14 protein-coding genes are annotated in these 18,756 nt (G+C 73.7%); 12 read left to right on the forward strand and 2 right to left on the reverse strand.

Annotated features, from left to right (window positions below):
* Nucleotides 1–22 precede the first annotated feature (22 nt).
* The 8 genes from ACWCP2_RS21775 (at nucleotide 23) to ACWCP2_RS21810 (ending at nucleotide 12,094) form a co-directional block, all read left to right on the forward strand.
* Nucleotides 23–1,006 carry a ScbA/BarX family gamma-butyrolactone biosynthesis protein gene (locus ACWCP2_RS21775; RefSeq protein ID WP_450910230.1) on the forward strand — a complete coding sequence of 328 codons (984 nt, stop codon included), beginning with the start codon at nucleotides 23–25 and terminating at the stop codon, nucleotides 1,004–1,006.
* A complete protein-coding gene (locus tag ACWCP2_RS21780) occupies nucleotides 1,003–1,677 on the forward strand; it encodes an HAD family hydrolase (RefSeq protein WP_450910231.1) in 675 nt (224 codons plus the stop codon). The genes ACWCP2_RS21775 and ACWCP2_RS21780 overlap by 4 nt, the downstream gene beginning before the upstream one ends.
* Nucleotides 1,674–3,461 carry an FAD-dependent monooxygenase gene (locus tag ACWCP2_RS21785; protein WP_450910232.1) on the forward strand — a complete coding sequence of 596 codons (1,788 nt, stop codon included), beginning with the start codon at nucleotides 1,674–1,676 and terminating at the stop codon, nucleotides 3,459–3,461. Before ACWCP2_RS21780 ends, ACWCP2_RS21785 begins: the two co-directional genes overlap by 4 nt.
* On the forward strand, nucleotides 3,461–5,857 hold the full coding sequence (locus ACWCP2_RS21790; protein WP_450910248.1) for an MMPL family transporter: 2,397 nt from the start codon (nucleotides 3,461–3,463) through the stop codon (nucleotides 5,855–5,857). Before ACWCP2_RS21785 ends, ACWCP2_RS21790 begins: the two co-directional genes overlap by 1 nt.
* 127 nt (nucleotides 5,858–5,984) lie before the next feature.
* Entirely contained in the window at nucleotides 5,985–7,037 is a 1,053-nt protein-coding gene (locus ACWCP2_RS21795; RefSeq protein ID WP_450910233.1) for an NAD-dependent epimerase/dehydratase family protein, read from the forward strand.
* Nucleotides 7,034–8,209, forward strand: a complete 1,176-nt coding sequence (locus ACWCP2_RS21800) for an alpha/beta hydrolase (RefSeq protein ID WP_450910234.1) — start codon at nucleotides 7,034–7,036, stop codon at nucleotides 8,207–8,209. Before ACWCP2_RS21795 ends, ACWCP2_RS21800 begins: the two co-directional genes overlap by 4 nt.
* A 167-nt stretch (nucleotides 8,210–8,376) precedes the next feature.
* The gene (locus ACWCP2_RS21805) at nucleotides 8,377–10,671 is read left to right on the forward strand and encodes an MMPL family transporter (RefSeq protein WP_450910235.1); all 2,295 of its coding nucleotides are present in this window, start codon (nucleotides 8,377–8,379) and stop codon (nucleotides 10,669–10,671) included.
* A gap of 25 nt (nucleotides 10,672–10,696) precedes the next feature.
* Nucleotides 10,697–12,094 carry a metallophosphoesterase gene (locus ACWCP2_RS21810; RefSeq protein ID WP_450910236.1) on the forward strand — a complete coding sequence of 466 codons (1,398 nt, stop codon included), beginning with the start codon at nucleotides 10,697–10,699 and terminating at the stop codon, nucleotides 12,092–12,094.
* Nucleotides 12,095–12,140: 46 nt separating this feature from the next.
* Here ACWCP2_RS21810 and ACWCP2_RS21815 read toward each other — a convergent pair whose 3' ends face one another.
* Nucleotides 12,141–12,566, reverse strand: coding sequence for a phospholipase (locus ACWCP2_RS21815; protein WP_450910237.1), 426 nt, complete (start codon nucleotides 12,564–12,566; stop codon nucleotides 12,141–12,143).
* Between the two features lie 280 nt (nucleotides 12,567–12,846).
* Between ACWCP2_RS21815 and ACWCP2_RS21820 the strand changes: the two genes are divergently transcribed.
* The gene (locus ACWCP2_RS21820) at nucleotides 12,847–13,416 is read left to right on the forward strand and encodes a hypothetical protein (RefSeq protein ID WP_450910238.1); all 570 of its coding nucleotides are present in this window, start codon (nucleotides 12,847–12,849) and stop codon (nucleotides 13,414–13,416) included.
* A gap of 3 nt (nucleotides 13,417–13,419) precedes the next feature.
* Here the strand turns inward: ACWCP2_RS21820 and ACWCP2_RS21825 are convergent, their stop codons facing one another.
* Entirely contained in the window at nucleotides 13,420–14,118 is a 699-nt protein-coding gene (locus tag ACWCP2_RS21825) for a nucleoside deaminase (protein ID WP_450910239.1), read from the reverse strand.
* Nucleotides 14,119–14,594: 476 nt separating this feature from the next.
* Between ACWCP2_RS21825 and ACWCP2_RS21830 the strand changes: the two genes are divergently transcribed.
* The 3 genes from ACWCP2_RS21830 to ACWCP2_RS21840 all read left to right on the forward strand — a co-directional run bounded on the left by ACWCP2_RS21830 (nucleotide 14,595) and on the right by ACWCP2_RS21840 (nucleotide 18,626).
* Nucleotides 14,595–15,008 (forward strand): N-acetyltransferase family protein, encoded by a 414-nt coding sequence (locus tag ACWCP2_RS21830; RefSeq protein ID WP_450910240.1) that lies wholly within the window; start codon nucleotides 14,595–14,597, stop codon nucleotides 15,006–15,008.
* Between the two features lie 740 nt (nucleotides 15,009–15,748).
* A complete protein-coding gene (locus ACWCP2_RS21835; protein ID WP_450910241.1) occupies nucleotides 15,749–17,002 on the forward strand; it encodes a S8 family peptidase in 1,254 nt (417 codons plus the stop codon).
* Nucleotides 17,003–17,333: 331 nt separating this feature from the next.
* A complete protein-coding gene (locus ACWCP2_RS21840; protein ID WP_450910242.1) occupies nucleotides 17,334–18,626 on the forward strand; it encodes a hypothetical protein in 1,293 nt (430 codons plus the stop codon).
* Nucleotides 18,627–18,756: the final 130 nt, after the last annotated feature.

Genomic DNA, 18,756 nt, shown 5'->3' on the forward strand with positions numbered 1-18,756 from the left:
CTCTCGCTCTTTGGAGAAATCGATGACAGGTCCAGCGCAGCAGGACGAGCTCCGTTCCGCTCTCAGATTCGACAGCACCGTCCCCCGTGCCATGGTCCACCGCGCCGCGATCGCCGAAGTCTTTCTGACCGATTCCCGCCGGGTGCCGGATCAAACCGACACGTACGAGGTGGCGGCCCAGCTGCCCCGCGCCCACATCATGGGCGAGCAGTCGGGAACCCACGACTTCCTGCTGCTGATCGAAATGCTGCGGCAGGCCGGGGTGTTCCTCGCCCACACCTACGAGGACGTCCCCCTCGACGAGTCCTTCATCTTCCGCCACCTGCAGACCGAGGTACGGGACCAGTCGGCCCTGCGCACCGGTGACCGGCCGGCCCGCGCCGTCGCCACCCTCACCGTTCTCCCCCAGCGCAAGCGCAACGGGCGGGTGCAGGCCATCGACTTCTCCGGCTCGCTGGCCATCGAGGACGAGGACGCGCTCCAGTGCAGCGGCGGACTGGCCTTCTTCACCCGCGGCGTCTACCACGCGCTGCGCGAGCGCCGCCGCAGCACGCTGGCGGGCACCCTCGGCGTCCTGCCCACCCATGTGCCCACCGCACCCGCCTCGGTGGGGCGCCGCGACCCGTACAACGTGGTGATCACCCGGCCCGTCGCCGCCGGGGAGAGCGCGTTCGCCGCCACCGTGCTCTCCGACACGACCCACCCCCACCTGTTCGACCACCAGCTCGACCACGTTCCCGGCAACCTCCTGCTGGAGGCCGCCCGGCAACTGGCCGCGGCCTCGGTCTCCTCGCTGCACGCCATCTCGGCGCACGGGCTCCAGGTGACCTCGATGAACGCGCAGTTCCAGGAGTTCGCCGAACTCGACCTCCAGACCCGGGCCGTGGCCCGGGTGGAGCAGTTCCGGCTGAACGAGTCGCTGGGCGCGCTGGTCGTCCCGGTCGTGGTGGACATCCTCCAGCAGGGCCGCGTCGTCGCCTCGTTCCGCCTGGAGGTGGCCCAGTGACCTCCCGCCACATCACGACCGTCGTCGTCGACTACGGCGGCGTCCTGACCAATCCGCTGCAGGAGACCTTCGCGGCCTTCGCCGAGGCGGTGAACGTGCCGTTCCCCGAACTGCGGGGAGCCTTCGCGCGGGCGGCGCAGCGCCACGGCCGCAACCCCATGGCGGACCTGGAGACCGCTTCGTGCACCGAGCGCGAGATGGTCGAGCGGGTGCTCGCCGAGCTGCCCGGCCGGACGTACGAGGAACTGCTCGGCGACAAGGAGTTCGGCGAGGTGTGGTTCCGCGTCCGGACCGTCAACGAGCGGCTGGTGCGGTTCATCCGCGAACTGCGCGAGAACGGCTACCGCACCGCCCTGCTCACCAACAACGTCGTGGAATGGGGCCCGCGCTGGCGCGCCCAGCTCCCGGTGGACGAGCTCTTCGACGCCGTCGTCGACTCCTCGGCCGAGGGGGTGCGCAAGCCCGATCCGCTGATCTACCGGCGGCTGCTGGAGCGGCTGCCCGCGGCGGCGCACGAGTGCCTGTTCCTCGACGACCTCGACGAGAACTGCCGCACCGCCGCGGACCTCGGCATGCTCGCGGTCCACTTCACCACCACCGACGAGGCCATCGACCAGATCGTGGACCTGCTGCGCTCCCGCGGCGGCTCCTACGCCAGGAGCCTCGTATGACGCGGACGGACACCGTTCTGATCGTGGGCGCCGGGCCCACCGGCCTCACCACGGCCTGCGCGCTGCTCCAGCACGGAGTGGACTGCCGGGTGATCGACCGCAGGAAGGGCCCGGCCAGCGAGCCCAAGGCGCTGATCCTGTGGAGCGGCGCGCTGGAGGTACTGCGGCGCATCGACGTCGCGGACGCGCTGGAGAAGCGCTCGCTGCCGCTGTCCGGCGCGTCGTACTGGTCCAACGGCCGGCGCACCGGCGGGGTCCGCTTCGGGGCGCTGGAGGACACGGCGTTCCCCCACCCGCTGTGCGTACCGCAGTCGGTCACCGAGGGCGTGCTGTACGACCGGCTGCTCAGGCTCGGCGGCGACGTCGAATGGGACACCGAGCTGGCCGAGGCCACGATCACCGGACCCTCCGCGCCGGGCGGCGCCTCCTCCGGGGACGCCTCCTCCGGGGACGCCCGCACCGGGGACGCCCGTTCCGAGGTCTCGGTCACCCTCTCGGTGCCCGGTACGGACTCCCCCGCCCCCTTCTCGCCGACCTGGCTGGTCGGCGCCGACGGCACGCACAGCGCCGTGCGCCAGGCCGCCGGGATCACCTTCGAGGGCAGTACGTACGCACGTGACTTCCTGCTGGGCGACGGCGAGTTCAGCGGTGGCCTGCCCGAGGGCGAGGCCCAGTACCACCTCACCCCCGAGGGAGTGCTGGTCGTCGTACCGCTGCCCGGCGGCGGGCACCGGGTCTTCTTCGACCGGGACGCCACGGGCGAGGTGCGGCCGCCGTCCGACGCGGAGCTCCAGGAACTGCTGACGGCCCGCGGCCCCAAGGGGTGGAAGGTCGACTCCACCTGGTGGCGCAGCACCTTCCGGGTCCACACCAAGGTGGCCGGGACCTTCCGTGCCGGCTCCGTCTTCCTCGCCGGGGACGCCGCGCACTGCCACAGCCCGGCGGGCGGCCAGGGCCTCAACACCGGGGTGCAGGACGGCTTCAACCTCGGCTGGAAACTGGCCGCGGTGATCCACGGGGCGGATCCGTCCCTGCTGGACAGCTACGAGGCGGAGCGGCGGCCGGCCGCCCTGCGGGCGCTGCGCAACTCCGAGCGCCAGACCCGGCTGTGGATGCTGCGCAGCGGCCCCAAGCGGGTGCTGCGCGACACGCTGCTGAAGGTGGCCACCGCCACCGGCGCGCTGGACCGCAAGATCGTTCCCGAACTCGCGCAGCTCGATCCCGGACTGGAATCGAGCCCGGCGGTCCCGGGCGCGCTGCCGAAGGCCGCTGCCCGCACCACCACGCCCACCACGCCCACGGCGCCGACCGCGAGCGCCAAGACCACCAGGAACACCAAGGCCGCGCGCCTGCTGCGGCCCGGGGTGCGGCTGCCCGACACCCCGTGGCAGCCGCTGCACGGCACCGGCACGGCGTCGCTGCACGAGTTCCTCGCGACCGGCCGGCACGCGCTGCTCGTCGTCCAGGGCGGCGGCGACGACCTCGCCGAGGCCACCGCGCGGGAGGCCGCCGAGCTGGCGGCCCGCTCGACGGTGGGGCCCCAGACGGACGTCCTGCTGCTCACCGACCACAGGCCCCGGGGCGGGTGGGACGCCTCGGCCCCGTACGCCCGTGCCGTGGACGTCGGCCGGAAGCTGACCGCGCTGACCGAAACCGAACAGCGTCCGCTGGTCCTGTACGTACGTCCCGACGGCGCGGTCGGCGCCTGGTCCTCGCACCCCGATCTGACCCTGCTGGCCGCCGGGGTGTCCGTACTCGGCGCCGCCGTGGAAAGCGTGGCGTGATGCTGAGGCTCCTCGGTGCGCACCTCGTGCGCCGGCCGTGGCTGTTCCTGGTGGCGGCCCTCGTCCTGGTCCTGGACGCCGTCCTGCTCGGGGCCGACCTCCCCGACCGGCTCGGCAACGGCGGTACCACGGACCCCGGTTCCGAATCGGCGCGCGTGCAGCGCGTCCTGGAGGCGCACTACCCCGAGCAGCAGCCCAATCTGGTCCTGCTGGTGTCCGTACCGGAGGGTGCGCAGGTCGACGACCGCGCGTTCGCCGCACAGGGTGCCGCTCTGGCCGAGCGCCTCGCCTTCGAGAAGCCGGTCGTCGGCGTCGTCTCGTACTGGCAGACCGGACTCGCCGAGCTGCGCTCCCACGACGGCCGGCAGGCGGTGGTGGCCGCCCGCATCCAGGGCGACGAGAAGCAGGCCCGCGCGGCGCTGGAGGAACTGGCGCCCCGGTTCCGCGGCGAGCAGGGCGGGAAAGCCGGACAGGACGGACAGGGCGGGCAGGGCGGCGAGGACGGCAAGGGCGGCAGGGGAGGGCTCTCGGTCCGGATCACGGGCCCGCTCGCCGTGCAGAACGAGATCCAGGGCACCGTGGCCGACGACCTGGCCCGCTCCGAGCTGATCGCCCTGCCGCTCACCCTGATCGTCCTGGTCTGGGTCTTCGGCGGCGTGCTCGCCGCGGCCCTGCCGGTCCTGGTGGGCCTGGTCACCGTGCTCGCCACGGGTGCGGTGCTGCGGATCATCACCGGCTTCACCGAGGTCTCGGTCTTCGCGCAGAACCTCACCACGGCGCTGGGGCTCGGCCTCGCCATCGACTACGCGCTGCTGATCGTGCGCAGGTTCCGCGAGGAGCTGGACGCCGGGGCGCTCCCCGGGGAGGCCGTGCTGCGCACCGTGCGCACCGCCGGCCGGACCGTCCTGTTCTCGGCGCTGACCGTGGCGGTCGCCCTCGCGGCGATGCTGGTCTTCCCGCTCTACTTCCTGCGCTCCCTCGCCTACGCGGGGATCACGGTGGTGCTGGTCTCGGCCCTCGCCGCGCTGACGGTGCTGCCCGCGGTGCTGGCGCTGCTGGGGCGCCGGGTGGACGCGCTGACGGTGCGCCGCCGCGGGCGCGGCCGCGGGCGCGTGAACGCGCCGGCGCCCAAGGGACGGGTGACGGAGCTCGTGATGCGCCGTGCGCCGCTGGTCACGATGGCGGTGACGGGCGTCCTGCTGGTGCTGGGACTGCCCTTCCTCGACGCCCGGTTCGGCACCGCCGACCACCGGCAGCTGCCCGCCGCGAGCGAGTCGCGGATCGCGCAGGAGGTCCTGCGCGAGGAGTTCGACGACCTGCCCGAGGGTTCGATTCCGGTCCTGCTGCGTACGGGCGGGGCCACCCCCGCCGCCGCGCGCGCCACCGCGGAGCGGATCGCCGGGAAGCTGTCCGCGCTCGCCGGGGTGACCCGGGTCGAGTCCTCGGCCGGCACCTACCGCGACGGCGTCCGGTCGGAGGTCCCCTCCCCCGCCGACTCCGGCCGCAGGACGGCCGGTCACGACCTGCTGACGGTCGTCGCCGAGGACGACACGGCCGCGACCTCGGCCGCCCATCAGGAGCTCGTGGGGCGGTTGCGCGGGGCGGCCGGGTCCGACGGCGCCTCCGTGGGCGGTCCGGCGGCCGAGGTGGTGGACAGCAAGGCGGCCATCGGCCGGGGTCTGGTCCCCGCCCTCGGCTTCATCCTGGTCGGGACGCTGGTGCTGGTCTTCCTGCTGACCGGGAGCCTGGCCCTGCCGCTGCTGACGATCGTGCTCAACGGCCTCAGCCTGACCGCCATGTTCGGCGCGGTGGTGTGGGTGTTCCAGGAGGGCGGGCTGTCCGGTCCGCTGGGCTTCACGGCGACCGGGGACGTGGAGGCGACCCTCCCGGTCCTGATGTTCTGCGTGGCCTTCGGCCTGTCCATGGACTACGGGGTCTTCCTCGTCGCCCGGATCAAGGAGCACTTCGACCGGACCGCGGACCACCGGGCGTCGGTGCTGCACGGCATGCGCACCACCGGCGGGCTGATCACCGCGGCCGCCGTCGTGCTCAGCGTGGTGTTCGTCTCCATCGGCCTGTCGCGGATCACCAACACCAAGATGCTCGGCCTCGGCGTGGCCCTGGCCGTGCTGGTGGACGCCCTGGTCGTACGGACCCTGCTGGTCCCGGCGGTACTGGCCCTGCTGGGCCCGCGCACCTGGTGGGCACCGGCCCCGCTGCGCCGGATCCACCAACGCCTCGGGCTGCGCGAGGAGTCCGGGCCGCTCGTACCGGCCGACCCGCCGGATTCCCCGGATTCCCCGGGCGGGCCCGATGGCCCCGATGGCCCGGCATCCCCCGATTCCCCGGCCGGCCCCGAAAGGACCACGCATGACCGCGCACCCGCCGCCCTCTGAGCCGGCTCCCTCCGGGCCCGGGCCCGCTGAGCCCGCACCCTCCGAACCGGCTCTCTCCGAGCCGGCACCCTCCGAACCGGCTCTCTCCCAACCGGCTCTCTCCGAGCCGGCCCCGCGGTACCCGTCGATGCAGGCCGTTCTGGTCACCGGGGCCACCGGGCTCCTCGGGCACGCCGTCGTCGCCCGGCTGCTCGCCGCCGGGTCCGAGGTGACCGCGGTCGTCCGGGACGCCGAGCGAGCCCGGGCCCTGCTGCCGGGGCATCCCGCGCTGCGTCTGGTCGCCGGGGACGTCACCGACATCGACAGCTACGCCGGCGCCCTGCGCGGGATGGACGCGGTGATCCACACGGCCGCGTACTTCCGCGAGTACTACCAGCCGGGCCACGACCTGGATCTCCTCCACCGGACCAACGTGGACGCGGTGGAGGAGCTGCTGAAGGCGGCGGTCGACGCCGAGGTTCCCACGGTGGTGCAGACGAGCTCCGTCGCCGTGCTCGGCGGCGGCGACGTCCGCTCGCCCGCGGACGAGGCGACCCCGAACGGGGACCCCGACCGGGGCAACCACTACCGCGCGAGCAAGATCCGCGCGGAGCGGTTGATCGAGGGCTTCGGCGAGAAGTACGGGCTGCGGGTGCCGCTCGTCCTGCCCGGCTGGATGTGGGGCCCCGGCGACTGCGGACCCACCTCGGCGGGGCGGCTCTTCCTGGCGGTGGCGCACGGCGCGATCAAGGCGCTGCCCACGGCGGGCAACCACGTGGTGGACGCCCGCGACGTGGCCGCCGTCTGCGTCTCCGCGGCCGCGCTCGGGACCGGCGGCCGGCGCTACATCGCGGGCGGCAGCTGGTACCCGCTGCACGAGATCTGCGCCGCCGTGGTGCGCGCGACCGGCACCGGAACGGTGCCGCGCAAGCTACCACCGCCGGCCGCGATGACGATCGCCGCGGTCCTGGAGTGGCGGGCAAAGGTGCGCGGAGTACCGCCCGTCGCCACCCGGACCGGCATGCGGACGCTGCTCGAAGGACACCACCGGAGGGTTTCCTCCGCCCACGCCATCAACGAACTCGGCGCGCGTTTCCGCCCGTTGGAACAGACCGTCACGGACCAGGCCGCCTGGCTCCGCGCGCGAGGAGAACTGCCGGCCGCCCCCGCGGCGCCGGCGCGAAAGGTGAGGAGTTCATGAGCATCATCAAGCGGGTCGCCGTCCTGGGCGCGGCCGCGGCGCTGCTGGCGAGTCCGGTGCTGGCGGCCGTGACCGCCTCCGACACCCCGGCCGCGGCCGCCGCCGGGGCCTCGGTGAACGTGTCCTCACCGCCGTCTCCCGCCGAGGCCGAGGCGGCCGCGCAGCGGACCGCGGCGCGGCTCACCGCGCAGCACATCGTGGACGTTCCGGTCTCCTTCACCGTGCGCAACACCAACGGCAGCAAGACCGGTTGCCGCACCAGCGGCGGCACCCAGCGGATCAGGGGCCACCTGACCGCGCCCGCGTCCGTGCTCTCCTCCGGGCAGCAGGCGGTCACGCTCTACCAGCACGGAATCGCGGCGGGCGAGTGGTACTGGCGCCTCGACGTGCCCGGCTACCACTACGCCGAGGAGCTCGCCAAGCGCGGCCACGCCTCCGTCACCGTCGACCGGCTCGGCTACGGGGCCAGCGACCGTCCCGACGGCTTCGACACCTGCATCGGGGCCGAGGCGGACATCGCGCACCAGATCGTGGAGCAGTTGCGCGCAGGGACGTACGCCCTCGAAGGCAAGCCGGCCGAGGGCCCCGCCGAGGCGCAGGGCTTCGACACGGTCACCCTGGCCGGGCAGTCCAACGGCGGGCAGGTCGCCCAGATCGAGGCCTACTCGTTCGGCGGGATCGACGGCCTGATGATCATGGACTGGACCGACCGGGGCCTGACCCCGGAGGCCAACACCCGGTTCTTCAGCGCCCTCCAGAGCTGCATGGCCGGCGGGCAGCCCAGCCGCGAGCCCTCGGACCCGAGCGGCTACGTCTACTACGACCTGGGGCCCGACCAGTTCCGCCGGGGCAACTTCCACGACACCGAGCAGCAGGTCATGGACGCGGCCGCCCCGCACCAGAACCGCCACCCCTGCGGCGACATGAGCTCACAGCTCGACTCCGTCTTCACGGACCTGGCGCACCTGGGCTCGGTCAAGGTCCCGGTCCTCCTCGTGTACGGGGACGACGACGCCCGCGTCACCGGAGGCGCCGCCCACCAGCGGCTGTTCACCGGCGCGCAGAGCGAGCTCGTCACCATCCCGGGAGCAGGGCACTACGCCACGATGGCCCGCTCGGCGCCCGCCACCTTCGACCGGATCGACGCCTGGCTCGACGCCCGCGGACTGTGACCCCGGCCCGTCCTCCCCTCCCGGCGCACCGGCCGCCCTCCTCCTGACCGCCTGCCTCCTGACCCCCGCCCCCCACAGATCCCCCTTCATCCAGAGAGCAGAACATGCCGAGCACACCGAGTACACCGAGTACACCGAGCACGCAGCAGCCCGCTCGCACCACCCCCGTGGACCATCCCCCCGCACTGCAGCGCTGGGGGCGGCTGACCGCCTCGCGGTCCCGCCTCGTGGTCTGGGTGTCCGTCGCCCTGGCCGTGGTGGGCCTGGTCCTGGCCGCCGGCACCATGAACCGCCTGGTCCTCAGCCGCTTCGAGACCCCCGGATCCGAGTCGGTCACCACCCGCGCCGTCCTGGAGAAGGAGTTCAAGGCGGGGACTCCCAGCGTGCTGCTGATGGTCACCGCCAAGCAGGGCACCGTGGACGAGGGCGCCGTCGCGTCCGAGGGCCGCGCCCTGGAGCGGGAACTGGCCGGCCAGGCCGGGGTCGCCGAGGTCTTCTCGTACTGGTCGCGGGGCAACTCGCCCACCATGCGCGGCAAGGACGGCAAGCAGGCCCTGATCATCGCCCGGATGTCGGGCACGGTGACCGAGGCCCGGACCAGGCTGGCGGACATCTCGCCCGCCTTCACCCGGGACGGCGCCCGGGTGACGGTCCAGGTCGGCGGCGGTGACGAGGTGTTCCGGCAGGCCGCCGAGCAGTCCCGCAAGGACTTCCTGCGGGCCGAGATGATCGTCTTCCCGCTGGTTCTGCTCCTGCTGTTCGCCATCTACCGCCGGTTCTCGGCCGCCCTGCTCACCCTCGGCATGGGCCTGTTCTCGGTGATCACCACCCTGGCGCTGATGCGCGGTGTCACGTACGTCACCGACGTCTCGACCTTCGCCGCCAACCTGGCGCTGGTGATGGGCATCGGGCTCGGCGTCGACTACAGCCTCTTCGTCATCAACCGCTTCCGCGAGGAGCTGCGGGCCGGCCGGTCCGTCCCCGACGCCGTCGAGCAGTCCGTCGCCAACGCGGGCCGCACCGTCGCCTTCAGCGGTCTCACCGTGATCCTGTCGCTGGCCGCCCTGCTGCTCTTCCCGTTCCCCTTCCTGCGCTCGTTCGCGTACGCCGGTATCGCCACGGTCCTCACCTCGGTCTTCGCGGCCCTGGTGATCCTGCCCGCCTCGCTGGCCCGCCTCGGCCACAAGATCGCCCGCAAGAACGACAACGCCCGTCCCGAGCGGGGCTGGTGGCACCACACCGCGCTGCGCATGATGCGCCGGCCGCTGCTGTACGGGATCCCCGCGCTGGTGGTGCTGGTGGGGCTGGCCTCGCCGGTACTGGGTCTGACCTTCGGCGTGCCGGGTGCGCAGGTGCTGCCCCGTGACGTGTCCAGCCGCGTGGTCCAGCAGCAGATCCTCGACAACTTCGCCGCCGAGGAAATGAGCGCGATCAAGGTCCTGCGCACCGGCCAGGCCGGGACCGACGCCAACCGGACCTCGATCGAGACCACGGCCGTCGAGCTGTCCCAGGTCTCCGGAGTCCACCAGGTCGACGCCCTCACCGGTTCGTACGCGAGCGGCCGGAAGATCGCCGAACCCGGGGAGTCCTCCCGCCGGTTCGCGAACGAGCGCAGCACCTGGTACTCGGTGGTCGCCACGCACCGCGCCGTCGCGCAGCACATCGACCGGACCCACTCCGAGATCCGCTCCGTCGTCTCCAAGGGCGCCGAGCCGGGCGCGGTGAAGATCGGCGGCTACCCGGCCGAGCTGAGCGAGTTCCGCGCCGAGCTGGTCGACCGGCTGCCGCTGGTCTTCGGGCTGATCCTGGTGACCACGTTCCTCGTCCTGTTCCTGATGACCGGCAGCGTCCTCCTGCCGGCGAAGGCCATGCTCCTGAACACCCTGAGCATGGGCGTGATGTTCGGCGTCCTCGTGTGGATCTTCCAGGAGGGCCACTTGGCCGATCTGTTCGGCTTCACTCCGAGCGGCTCCATCGAGCCCAGCATCCCGATCCTGATGTTCTGCGTGGCCTTCGGCCTCTCCATGGACTACGAGGTCTTCATGCTGTCGCGGATCAAGGAGGAGTACGACCTGACCGGCGACAACACGGGCGCGGTGGCCGCCGGTCTGGAGCGCAGCGGCCCGCTGATCACCTCGGCCGCGGTCATCCTCGCCGCCTCGTTCGCCACGTACGCCTCGTCCGAGATCGTCTTCCTCAAGATGCTCGGCATCGGCATGGTCGTGGTCATCCTGATCGACGCGACGCTGATCCGCGCGGTCCTCGTACCGGTCTCCATGCGCCTCGCCGGCAAGGCCAACTGGTGGGCGCCGGCGCCCCTGCGCGCGTTCCACGCGCGGTTCGGCATCTCCGAGTCCTCGGCCCCGGCCGCACCCGCCGGCGCACCCGCCGGCGCGGCCTCCGCCGCCGCCTCCGGGCCGTCCGACACGGCAGGGGTCGGCGCACCCGCCGACCGCGCCTGATCCATCCGGCCTCCGGGAGAGAGACATGCTGGGATTCGGAGTGACGGCGCTCATGCTGGTGGGCTCCGCCGCAGTCCACTACTACCTGTGGATCCGCCTGGTCCGCGACACGACCGGGCCGGGAACGCCCGTACGGCGGCTGGCCACGTGGGGGGTGGTCCTGTCGGCGCTGCTCGCTCCCGGGACCCGGATCCTCACCCCGCTGTTCGATCCCTCGGACGGAGGGGGCGGCCGGTTCCTGGCGTGGCCCGGCTACACCTTGATCGGAGTACTGCTCTACCTGCTGCCGACGCTCGTGATACTCGAACTGCCGCGGGCCCTCGTGCTGCGCGGGTGGCGGCGGACGGGTGCGGAGGCGGCGGGGGACGGGACGGCTCCGGCTGCGGCTGCGGCTGTCGCTCCGGCTGCGGCTGCGGCAGCGGGTCCGGCTGCGGCTCCGGTTGCGGCTCCGGCAGCGGTGGCGGCTCCGGCCGACGTCTCGGTACCGGTCTCCGGGCCGGCCGTTTCGGCGCCGGCCGCCTTGTCGGGGGCGTCGGCGCCGGCACCCACCCCGGCGGAGACCGGGGGCCGTGACCGGCTGGTCGGCCGCCGGCTCTTCCTCGGGCGGGCGGTGGGGACCCTGGCCGGGGCCACGGCGCTGGGCACCGTGGGCTACGGGATGTCCTCCGCGCTCGGAGACCCTCTGATCAAGCGCGTACCGGTCACCCTCTCCAAGGTGAACCCGCGCCTGGCCGGTCTGCGGATCGCCGTCGTCAGCGACATCCACCTGGGGCCGCTCCTCGGGCGCGCCCACACCGAGCGGATCGTCCGGATGGTCAACGGGCTGCAGGCCGACCTGGTGACCATCGTCGGCGATCTCGCGGACGGAACGGCGTCCCAGCTGGGGCCCGCGGCCCGGCCGCTGAAGGGGCTCGAATCGCGGTACGGCGCCTTCTTCGTCACCGGCAACCACGAGTACCTGTACGACGGGGTCGAGGACTGGCTGGACGAGATGCGCGCCGTCGGCGTCCGCCCGCTGGTGAACGAGCGCGTGGAGATCCTGCACAACGGGGCCCACCTGGACCTGGCCGGGGTCGAGGACCTCGCCGGGGAGGAGCACGGCCGGGGGCCCGACCTCGGGAAGGCCCTGGGCGGGCGGGACCTGTCGCGTCCCGTCGTACTCCTCGCCCACCAGCCGGTGTTCGCCGCCGAGGCCGCGCGGCACGGGGTGGACCTCCAGCTGTCCGGGCACACGCACGGCGGGCAGATGTTCCCGCTGACCGCGATCACGGAGCTGGCCAATCCGGTCAACTCCGGGCTCGGGCGGGTGGACGACACCAAGGTGTACGTGACGAACGGGGCGGGCTTCTTCGGCCCGCCGGTCCGGGTCGGCGCCCCGGCGGACATCACCCTGCTGGAACTGCGCTCCCCGCGGCTCGTGTGACCCGCGACGGCGCGGGGCTGGGGCGGGGCGGCGCGGCTCCGGGCTGTTACTCGAAGGCCCTGACGGCCTGGTAGTAGGTCCACGCGGTGCCGTCGCAGGAGGCCTTGCGGGCGCCCGAGTAGCGTGCGCAGACCCGTTTCAGGTCGGAGTGGAACATCGTGTCCAGCCGGGGCTTGGCGGACGGGAACCCGCCCGCCACCTTGTAGTTGCGGTACCCGAAGTCGTGGCGGGCGCAGGCCTCACGGAAGGGGAAGCCGAAGGGGTTGTCGGGGGACGTGGTGCAGTAGTCCGTGGACCAGTCGAAGCCGTACGCCTCCCACTCGGCCCGGTTCTCGCGCGCCGCGGCCCAGGCGTCCTGACTGGCCGCACCCGGCTGCGTCCAGCCGCTCAGCACCTGCGGCTTGTCCTGCGGAACCAGCGGGTGCTGCCCGGCCGCTGACGCCGATGGCGCGAGGGCCAGTACGGCCGCCACGGCGCCGGAGACGAGAGCGGACGCGCGGACTCCGGTCCGGGCGGGGGCTGGGGCTGGGGCTGGGGCTGGGCGGCGGGGCACGCACCCTCTAACGAGGGCGGCCGCAGGGGGTACCGGGATCCGTGGGTCCCGGCCCGCGCCGAGGACGGACCGAACCGAACCTGACCGAACTGAACCGGACCGGTACTCAGGTATGAGCCGATGTCACCCTTCCGGCAGAGATTCGGTTCAGCCTCGGGAGGGACGCGGACTACCGCCGGCGCCGCGAATACTCGTGGACATGAACCGCCGTCCTCTCGTCATCGTCGCCGCCACCGTCGGAGTCCTCGCCACCGCCGCCATCGCCCTGCCCAACCTCCCGCGCAACCCCCTGACCGACACGATCAACGACCGGGTGTTCAAGGAGAGGGGCATGCGCTTCGCGACGGCCGCGGACGCTCCGACGCACGGGGAGGGCGCGCGCGGGCAGGCGGCGCGGGGGGCGGCGGCCCGCGGGGAGGCCACGTGGGTGCTGCCGCGCTGGGTGCCGAAGGACGCGACCGACGTGCGAATAATGGCGCGCACCGACGGTCAGGCGCGGCTGCTCCGCTTCACGCTGGGCGCGACCCCGCTGGACGGCCCGCAGTGCGCGGCGGGCACGCCGAGCAGGCACTCCGGGACGACCCTGCAGGCCAAGTGGTGGCCGGCGGGCACCAGGGCCGAGGAGCGGCCCGAGTGCCGTGGCGCCTACCAGTACCAGGTCACGGTGCGCGGCAAGGAGGTGTACGCCTGGACCGACGGCACCCCCTCGCCCGGGGCGGGCACGCAGGACGGCGCCCCCGTCCGGCAGGTGTCGGCCACAACGCCCTGAGCTTCAGCGACCCGTGCGCAGCTCACGGGCCGCCGAGAGTTCCGCGAGGAGTGCCCGGTGCGGGCGCAGCCAGTCCTGCGCCGAGGCGGCCGTCGGCAGGCCCGCCGGCAGGCTGTCGTGGAAGGCCGCGGTCTCAGGTTCAACGGCCCGGTGGTGGGTCAGGATCCGCGGTTCTCCAGGCCCGTCCGAGGCCACGACCACGCTCCGCAGGAACATGGCGTTGGCCACCAGCAGCCAGTGGGTCGCGCCCGGGTCGGCGCCGGAGCCGGTGCCGGTGCCGCTCGACAGCGCCCACGGGTCCGGAGCCACGTACCGCACCCGCCCGACGCCGGTGAACTCGGCCGCGGCCGCGCACATCGAGCAAGGCTCCTGGGTGCTCCACAGGGTCGCCGCGCCCAGGTCCCAGCCCGTACGGGCGGCCCCCAGCGCGTTCATCTCGGCGTGCGCGAGCGGCGTCCCGCGCAACGGCCCGGTGCCCGGGCCGTCCTCGTACGCCTCGTTGCGCCCCTCCGCGACCGGCTCCCCGTCCCCGTCCGTCAGAACGGCACCGACCGCCAGCCCCCCTGCCACGAGCGCCTCATAGGCAAGCCCAAGCGCCCTACGCAGCGCCTCCGGCGCCGCGCCCCACTCCACGTCAAAAGCACGCTCCCCGTCACTCAGCCGCCCATTATCAAAACCCCCCTCCCCCACCACACCGGCCACCCCACCTCAGCCGCCCCCGCGAAACCCCCCGTATCCCCCCACCTCCCGACACCCCTACCGAGCGCCCTCCCCACACCGAGTCCGGCACCCAGCGCCGCCCACCCCCAACCGAGACCGCCGCCCCTCCCGCCGTCCGACACCCCTACAGAGCGCCCTCCCCACACCGAGTCCGGCACCCAGCGGTACCCACCCCCGACCTCCCCACACCGAGTCCGGCACCCACTGCGCACCTCCCCCCTCCCGCACCGCCTCCGTCGTCCCTCCGGCACCCGCAGCCGCCGCTCAACGCAGCCCTCCCCACTCCGAGTCCGGAATCCCTGCCACCTCTCGCGACACCCACCCCGGCCGAGGCCGCCGTCCCTGGCCGCACCGCTGGCAGCGCCTCCTGCGGCACCGCTCGCCGGCTGAGGGCGGCACCCTCCCCATCCCTCGCCGCGCCTACCGCGGCATCGCGTGGCGTCGTTATCGTCGCCCCCATGGACATCCGCATCGCACGCACCGTCGACGAACTGCAAGCCGCTGAAGTCCTCTTCGACGGGCCCGCCCGGGCGGACTGGTCCGAGCGGTTCCTGGCCGCCCCGGGGCACCTGATGCTGATCGCCTACGTCGACGGCGTTCCCGTCGGCATGGTGTCCGGGGTCGAGATGATCCACCCCGACAAGGGCACCGAGATGTGCCTCTACGAGCTCTCGGTGGACGAGGCCCACCGCCGGCGCGGGCTCGGCCGGGCCCTGACCGAGGCGCTCGCCGCCGAGGCGGAGTCGCGCGACTGCTACGGCATGTGGGTGGGCGTCGACACCGACAACGAGGCCGCGCTGGCCACGTACGGGGCGGCCGGCGCCCGCGACGAGGGCGTCTTCAGGATGCTCGGCTGGCCCTTCGCCCGCTAGGCCGTCTCCCTCGGCGCTTGGCTGTCGGGGTCGGCGTCATCGGGGGCCACGGGTGGAGTGCGCTGCGGGCCGGCGCGGGCCGGGCAGGGCCCGCAAGAGACGGGCCCAGGGCTGTCGGCAAGGTCCCGTCATCGCCCGAAGGCCGACCACCCCGCACCGCGTCTGACGCGGGTCCGATCCGGTGCGGCGCGGCGCCGTGCGGTCCGATCCGGTGCGGCGCCGTGCGGTCCGATCCGGTGCGGCGCCGTCCGGTCCGGTGCGGCACGCTCCGGCGCGGTCCCGTACGGTCCGATCCGGTGCGCTCCGGGCCGGTGCAGTGCGGTCCGATCCGGTGCGGTGCGTCCGCGCAGTCCGGTCCGGTCCGGTGCGGTGCCTCCGCGCAGTCCGCTCCGGTCCGGTGCGGTCCGGTCCGGTCCCGCGCGGCACGGTCCGGCGCGGTGCCGTCCGGGGCGGGGTGGCTCGGCGCCAGCCGAGGCGGAGTGGCTCGGCGCCAGCCGGGCCCGCGCGGCTCGGCGCCAGCCGAGGCAGCGCGGCTCGGCGCCAGCCGAGGCAGGGCCGTGCGCGGGCGGGCCGGGTCGTGCGCGGGCGGGCAGGCAGGCGGGCAGGCGGGCGGGCGGGCGGGCGGGCGGGCGGGGAATGATGGTGCGTGCTGGCTCCGGCGCACCCTGGGGCGGCGTGTCGTGGGGCCAGTCGGCGCACCCTCCGCGCGGGCGGCCCGTGCCTCGCCGAGCATCGGCGGCATGACCGCATTCACCGCGCTGCTCCCGGCCGCCGCCCTGCTGGCGGCGGCCACCGCCCTGCCGCCGTACGCCTCCCCCGCCGCAGCCGCCACCGCCGACGCCCCCATCGCCCCCTACGTCGTCGTCCTCAAGGACGGCACCACCCGTGCCTCCGCCTCCGCGGCCACCCGCGCCCTCGCCGCCGAGTCCGAGGCCGCCGGCGACAGCGTCGGGGCCGTCTACGACACCGCCCTGAGCGGTTTCGCCGTCCGTACGACCGCCGCCCGCGCCGCCGAACTCGCCGCCGATCCCCGGGTGGCCTCCGTGGAGCCCGACACGGTCTTCCGGATCAGCGACCCCCCGGCCGACATCCCCCTCCTCGACGACGAGGTCCCCGCCGCCGCCCCCCTCGTGCAGAGCCCCGCGCCCTGGTCCCTGGACCGGCTCGACCAGAACGAGCTGCCGCTCGACGGCTCGTACGCGTACCCGGCCAAGGCCGAGGGGATCACCGCGTACATCGTGGACACCGGGATCAACACCCTGCACCAGGAGTTCGGCGGCCGGGCCCGCTGGGGCGCCAACGCGGTGTTCATGGAGAGCGCCACGGACTGCAACGGCCACGGCACGCACGTCGCGGGGACCGTCGGCGGAGCCACCTACGGGGTGGCCAAGGGGGTTTCGCTCGTCGCCGTGAAGGTGGCGGACTGCCGCGGGGACGCGACCCTGTCGGCCATCACGCGGGGCGTCGACTGGATGGTGAAGGACGCCCTCAAGTCGCCCGGCACCCCGGCCGTGGCCAACATGAGCCTGGGCGGCGGCCACAGCTTCGCCCTCGACAGGGCGGTGACACGGGCGATCGCGTCCGGGATCACCTTCGCCGTGGCGGCGGGCAACTCCGGCGAGAACGCCTGCACCGGCTCCCCCTCCGGGGTCCCGCAGGCGCTCACCGTGGGTGCGACGGACGCGACGGACCGGCGGGCCGACTTCTCCAACCACGGTGCCTGCGTGGACCTCTCCGCCCCCGGCGTGGCCGTCACCTCCGCCTGGAAGGGATCCGCCACGGCCCTCGCCCGCGCCTCCGGCACCTCGATGGCGGCCCCGCACGTGGCGGGCGCCGCCGCGCTGGTGCTGGCCCGCGGCCTGGCGGCCGGCGGCCCGCGCCAGACCCCGGCCCAGGTGGCCGAAGTGCTCGTACGGGACTCCGTGCGGGACCGGATCACCGCCCTGCCGGCCGGGACTCCGAACCTGTTGCTGCACGTCCCGGCCGCCCAGTAGCCCGTACGGGAACCTCCGCCGGCGGCGCCTCCCCCGCCCCGGCGGACCCCGACGGCCCGGGCCGAAAACCCACCCGCAGGCCACCCCGCAGGCCCGCCCCGCAAGCCCGGGCGAAACCCCACCCGCCCCACCCGCGCCGCCCCGGGCCCACGGGTGTGCGCCCCTCCGCTCCACCCGGCCTGATGGCACATCAATTTCTGTGTGCTTCGGGCGAAAGCAAGTCATTGACATCTCAATCCCGCGACGCGTCAATATCGGCCACCGCACCGGCTCGACCTCCCCCACACAGCGGGTGGGGGGAGGGTTCGTATGACGAAGGAGTCGCGACCTAGTGAGTACAACGTTTCGCCGAAGAGTTCTGGCCGGGGCCGGCGCTCTGTCCCTGGCCCTGACGGGCGCCGTGGTGGGTCTGTCGGGCACCGCGCAGGCCGCGACCAAGACGACGCCCGTCCCGATGGACTGCGTCGCCCCCGCGCCCCAGCCCGGTGGTTCGGGCACGCAGAACTACACGATCACGCTGCCCGACGGCGCCAAGGCGGGCGACGTGGTCCCGGTCACCATCGACCCGGGTCCGAGTCCGGTCATCCCCGGTTTCGCGGTGACGACCACCAACGTCTCCAAGATCACCCTGAAGGTCGGTTCGACCCTCCAGACGGTGGTCAGCCCGCCCGAGACGGTCAACGTGCAGCCCGGCGTCCCCCTCGACCCCGCCGGCTTCTCCGGGACCGTCAAGATCCCGGACGGCAGCGAGGGCACCACGGTGAACGTGGCGCTGGACCTGGCGGTGACCGACGCGAGCCTCATGGGCTCGGTCTTCACCACCACCTGCACCCCGAACCCGCGCCCGAGCGCCTCGCTCGGATCCGTGGCCGTGGAAGCGCTGCCCAAGGACCCGATCACCACCAAGCTGACGCCCAACAGCGGCGAGGCGGGCACCGCGGTCGTCGTCACGGGCGCCAACTTCCCGGCGGGCCCCGTCACCTGCTCCGCGCTCAAGAACGGCACGCCCACGGGTGACACGGGTACCGGAACGGCGACCGCGGCCGGCGCGGCGACCTGCGACATCGTCGTCAACCAGCCCGCCGACACGATCAAGATCGACGGTTCGATCCTCCCGTACAAGACCTACATCTTCATCGTCGCGCAGCCGGGCGTGCAGAACCCGGTCGACGTCGAGGTCCTGCCCGGCCCGCTGGCCATCGGCCCGCAGGCGGGCAACCCCGCCGTCAGCTTCGGTTCGGTCACCATCAACGGCAAGTCCCAGTCGGTCGTCGGCCAGTTCACCGCGATGGCCGTCCAGGACTTCCGCGGCGGGACCCTCGGCTGGGACGTCTCGGCGACCCGTACGCCGTTCCTGAACTCGGTCACCGGACACTCCATGGCCACCGCGCAGATCGGCATCCAGCCGACCTGCAAGGTGACCAACCCGGCCAGCCCGAGCGCCTGCACCGCGGGTGCGCCCGGAGCGATCTCCGACGTCCCGCTGAAGGTCGCCTCGGCGGCCGCGGGCGGCGACAACCTGACGGGTGGCGAGTTCGAGATCGGCGGTGCCGGAATGATCCAGCTCCCGCCGTTCATGTTCGCCGACACCTACCAGTCGGTCGTCACCTTCTCGATCGCCTGACCCGTACGACCCCGCTCCACCCCGGGTGGTGCGGCGCTGCAAGAGACGGGCGGTTCTCCGGTGGCCGGTGAAGCGGTGCGGAATGGAGCCGGGGCCGTCGCCGACACCCGGGCGGTCGCGGCCGATGTGC

The sequence above is a fragment of the Streptomyces sp. NPDC002104 genome, from assembly GCF_053593795.1.

What these genes read in the sequence shown, in the direction of transcription:
- ACWCP2_RS21775 (WP_450910230.1), top strand. Translation starts at nt 23, where the DNA reads ATGACAGGTCCAGCGCAGCAGGACGAGCTCCGTTCCGCTCTCAGATTC.
- ACWCP2_RS21785 (WP_450910232.1), top strand. Translation starts at nt 1,674, where the DNA reads ATGACGCGGACGGACACCGTTCTGATCGTGGGCGCCGGGCCCACCGGC.
- ACWCP2_RS21790 (WP_450910248.1), top strand. Translation starts at nt 3,461, where the DNA reads ATGCTGAGGCTCCTCGGTGCGCACCTCGTGCGCCGGCCGTGGCTGTTC.
- ACWCP2_RS21795 (WP_450910233.1), top strand. Translation starts at nt 5,985, where the DNA reads ATGCAGGCCGTTCTGGTCACCGGGGCCACCGGGCTCCTCGGGCACGCC.
- ACWCP2_RS21800 (WP_450910234.1), top strand. Translation starts at nt 7,034, where the DNA reads ATGAGCATCATCAAGCGGGTCGCCGTCCTGGGCGCGGCCGCGGCGCTG.
- ACWCP2_RS21810 (WP_450910236.1), top strand. Translation starts at nt 10,697, where the DNA reads ATGCTGGGATTCGGAGTGACGGCGCTCATGCTGGTGGGCTCCGCCGCA.
- ACWCP2_RS21820 (WP_450910238.1), top strand. Translation starts at nt 12,847, where the DNA reads ATGAACCGCCGTCCTCTCGTCATCGTCGCCGCCACCGTCGGAGTCCTC.
- ACWCP2_RS21830 (WP_450910240.1), top strand. Translation starts at nt 14,595, where the DNA reads ATGGACATCCGCATCGCACGCACCGTCGACGAACTGCAAGCCGCTGAA.
- ACWCP2_RS21835 (WP_450910241.1), top strand. Translation starts at nt 15,749, where the DNA reads ATGACCGCATTCACCGCGCTGCTCCCGGCCGCCGCCCTGCTGGCGGCG.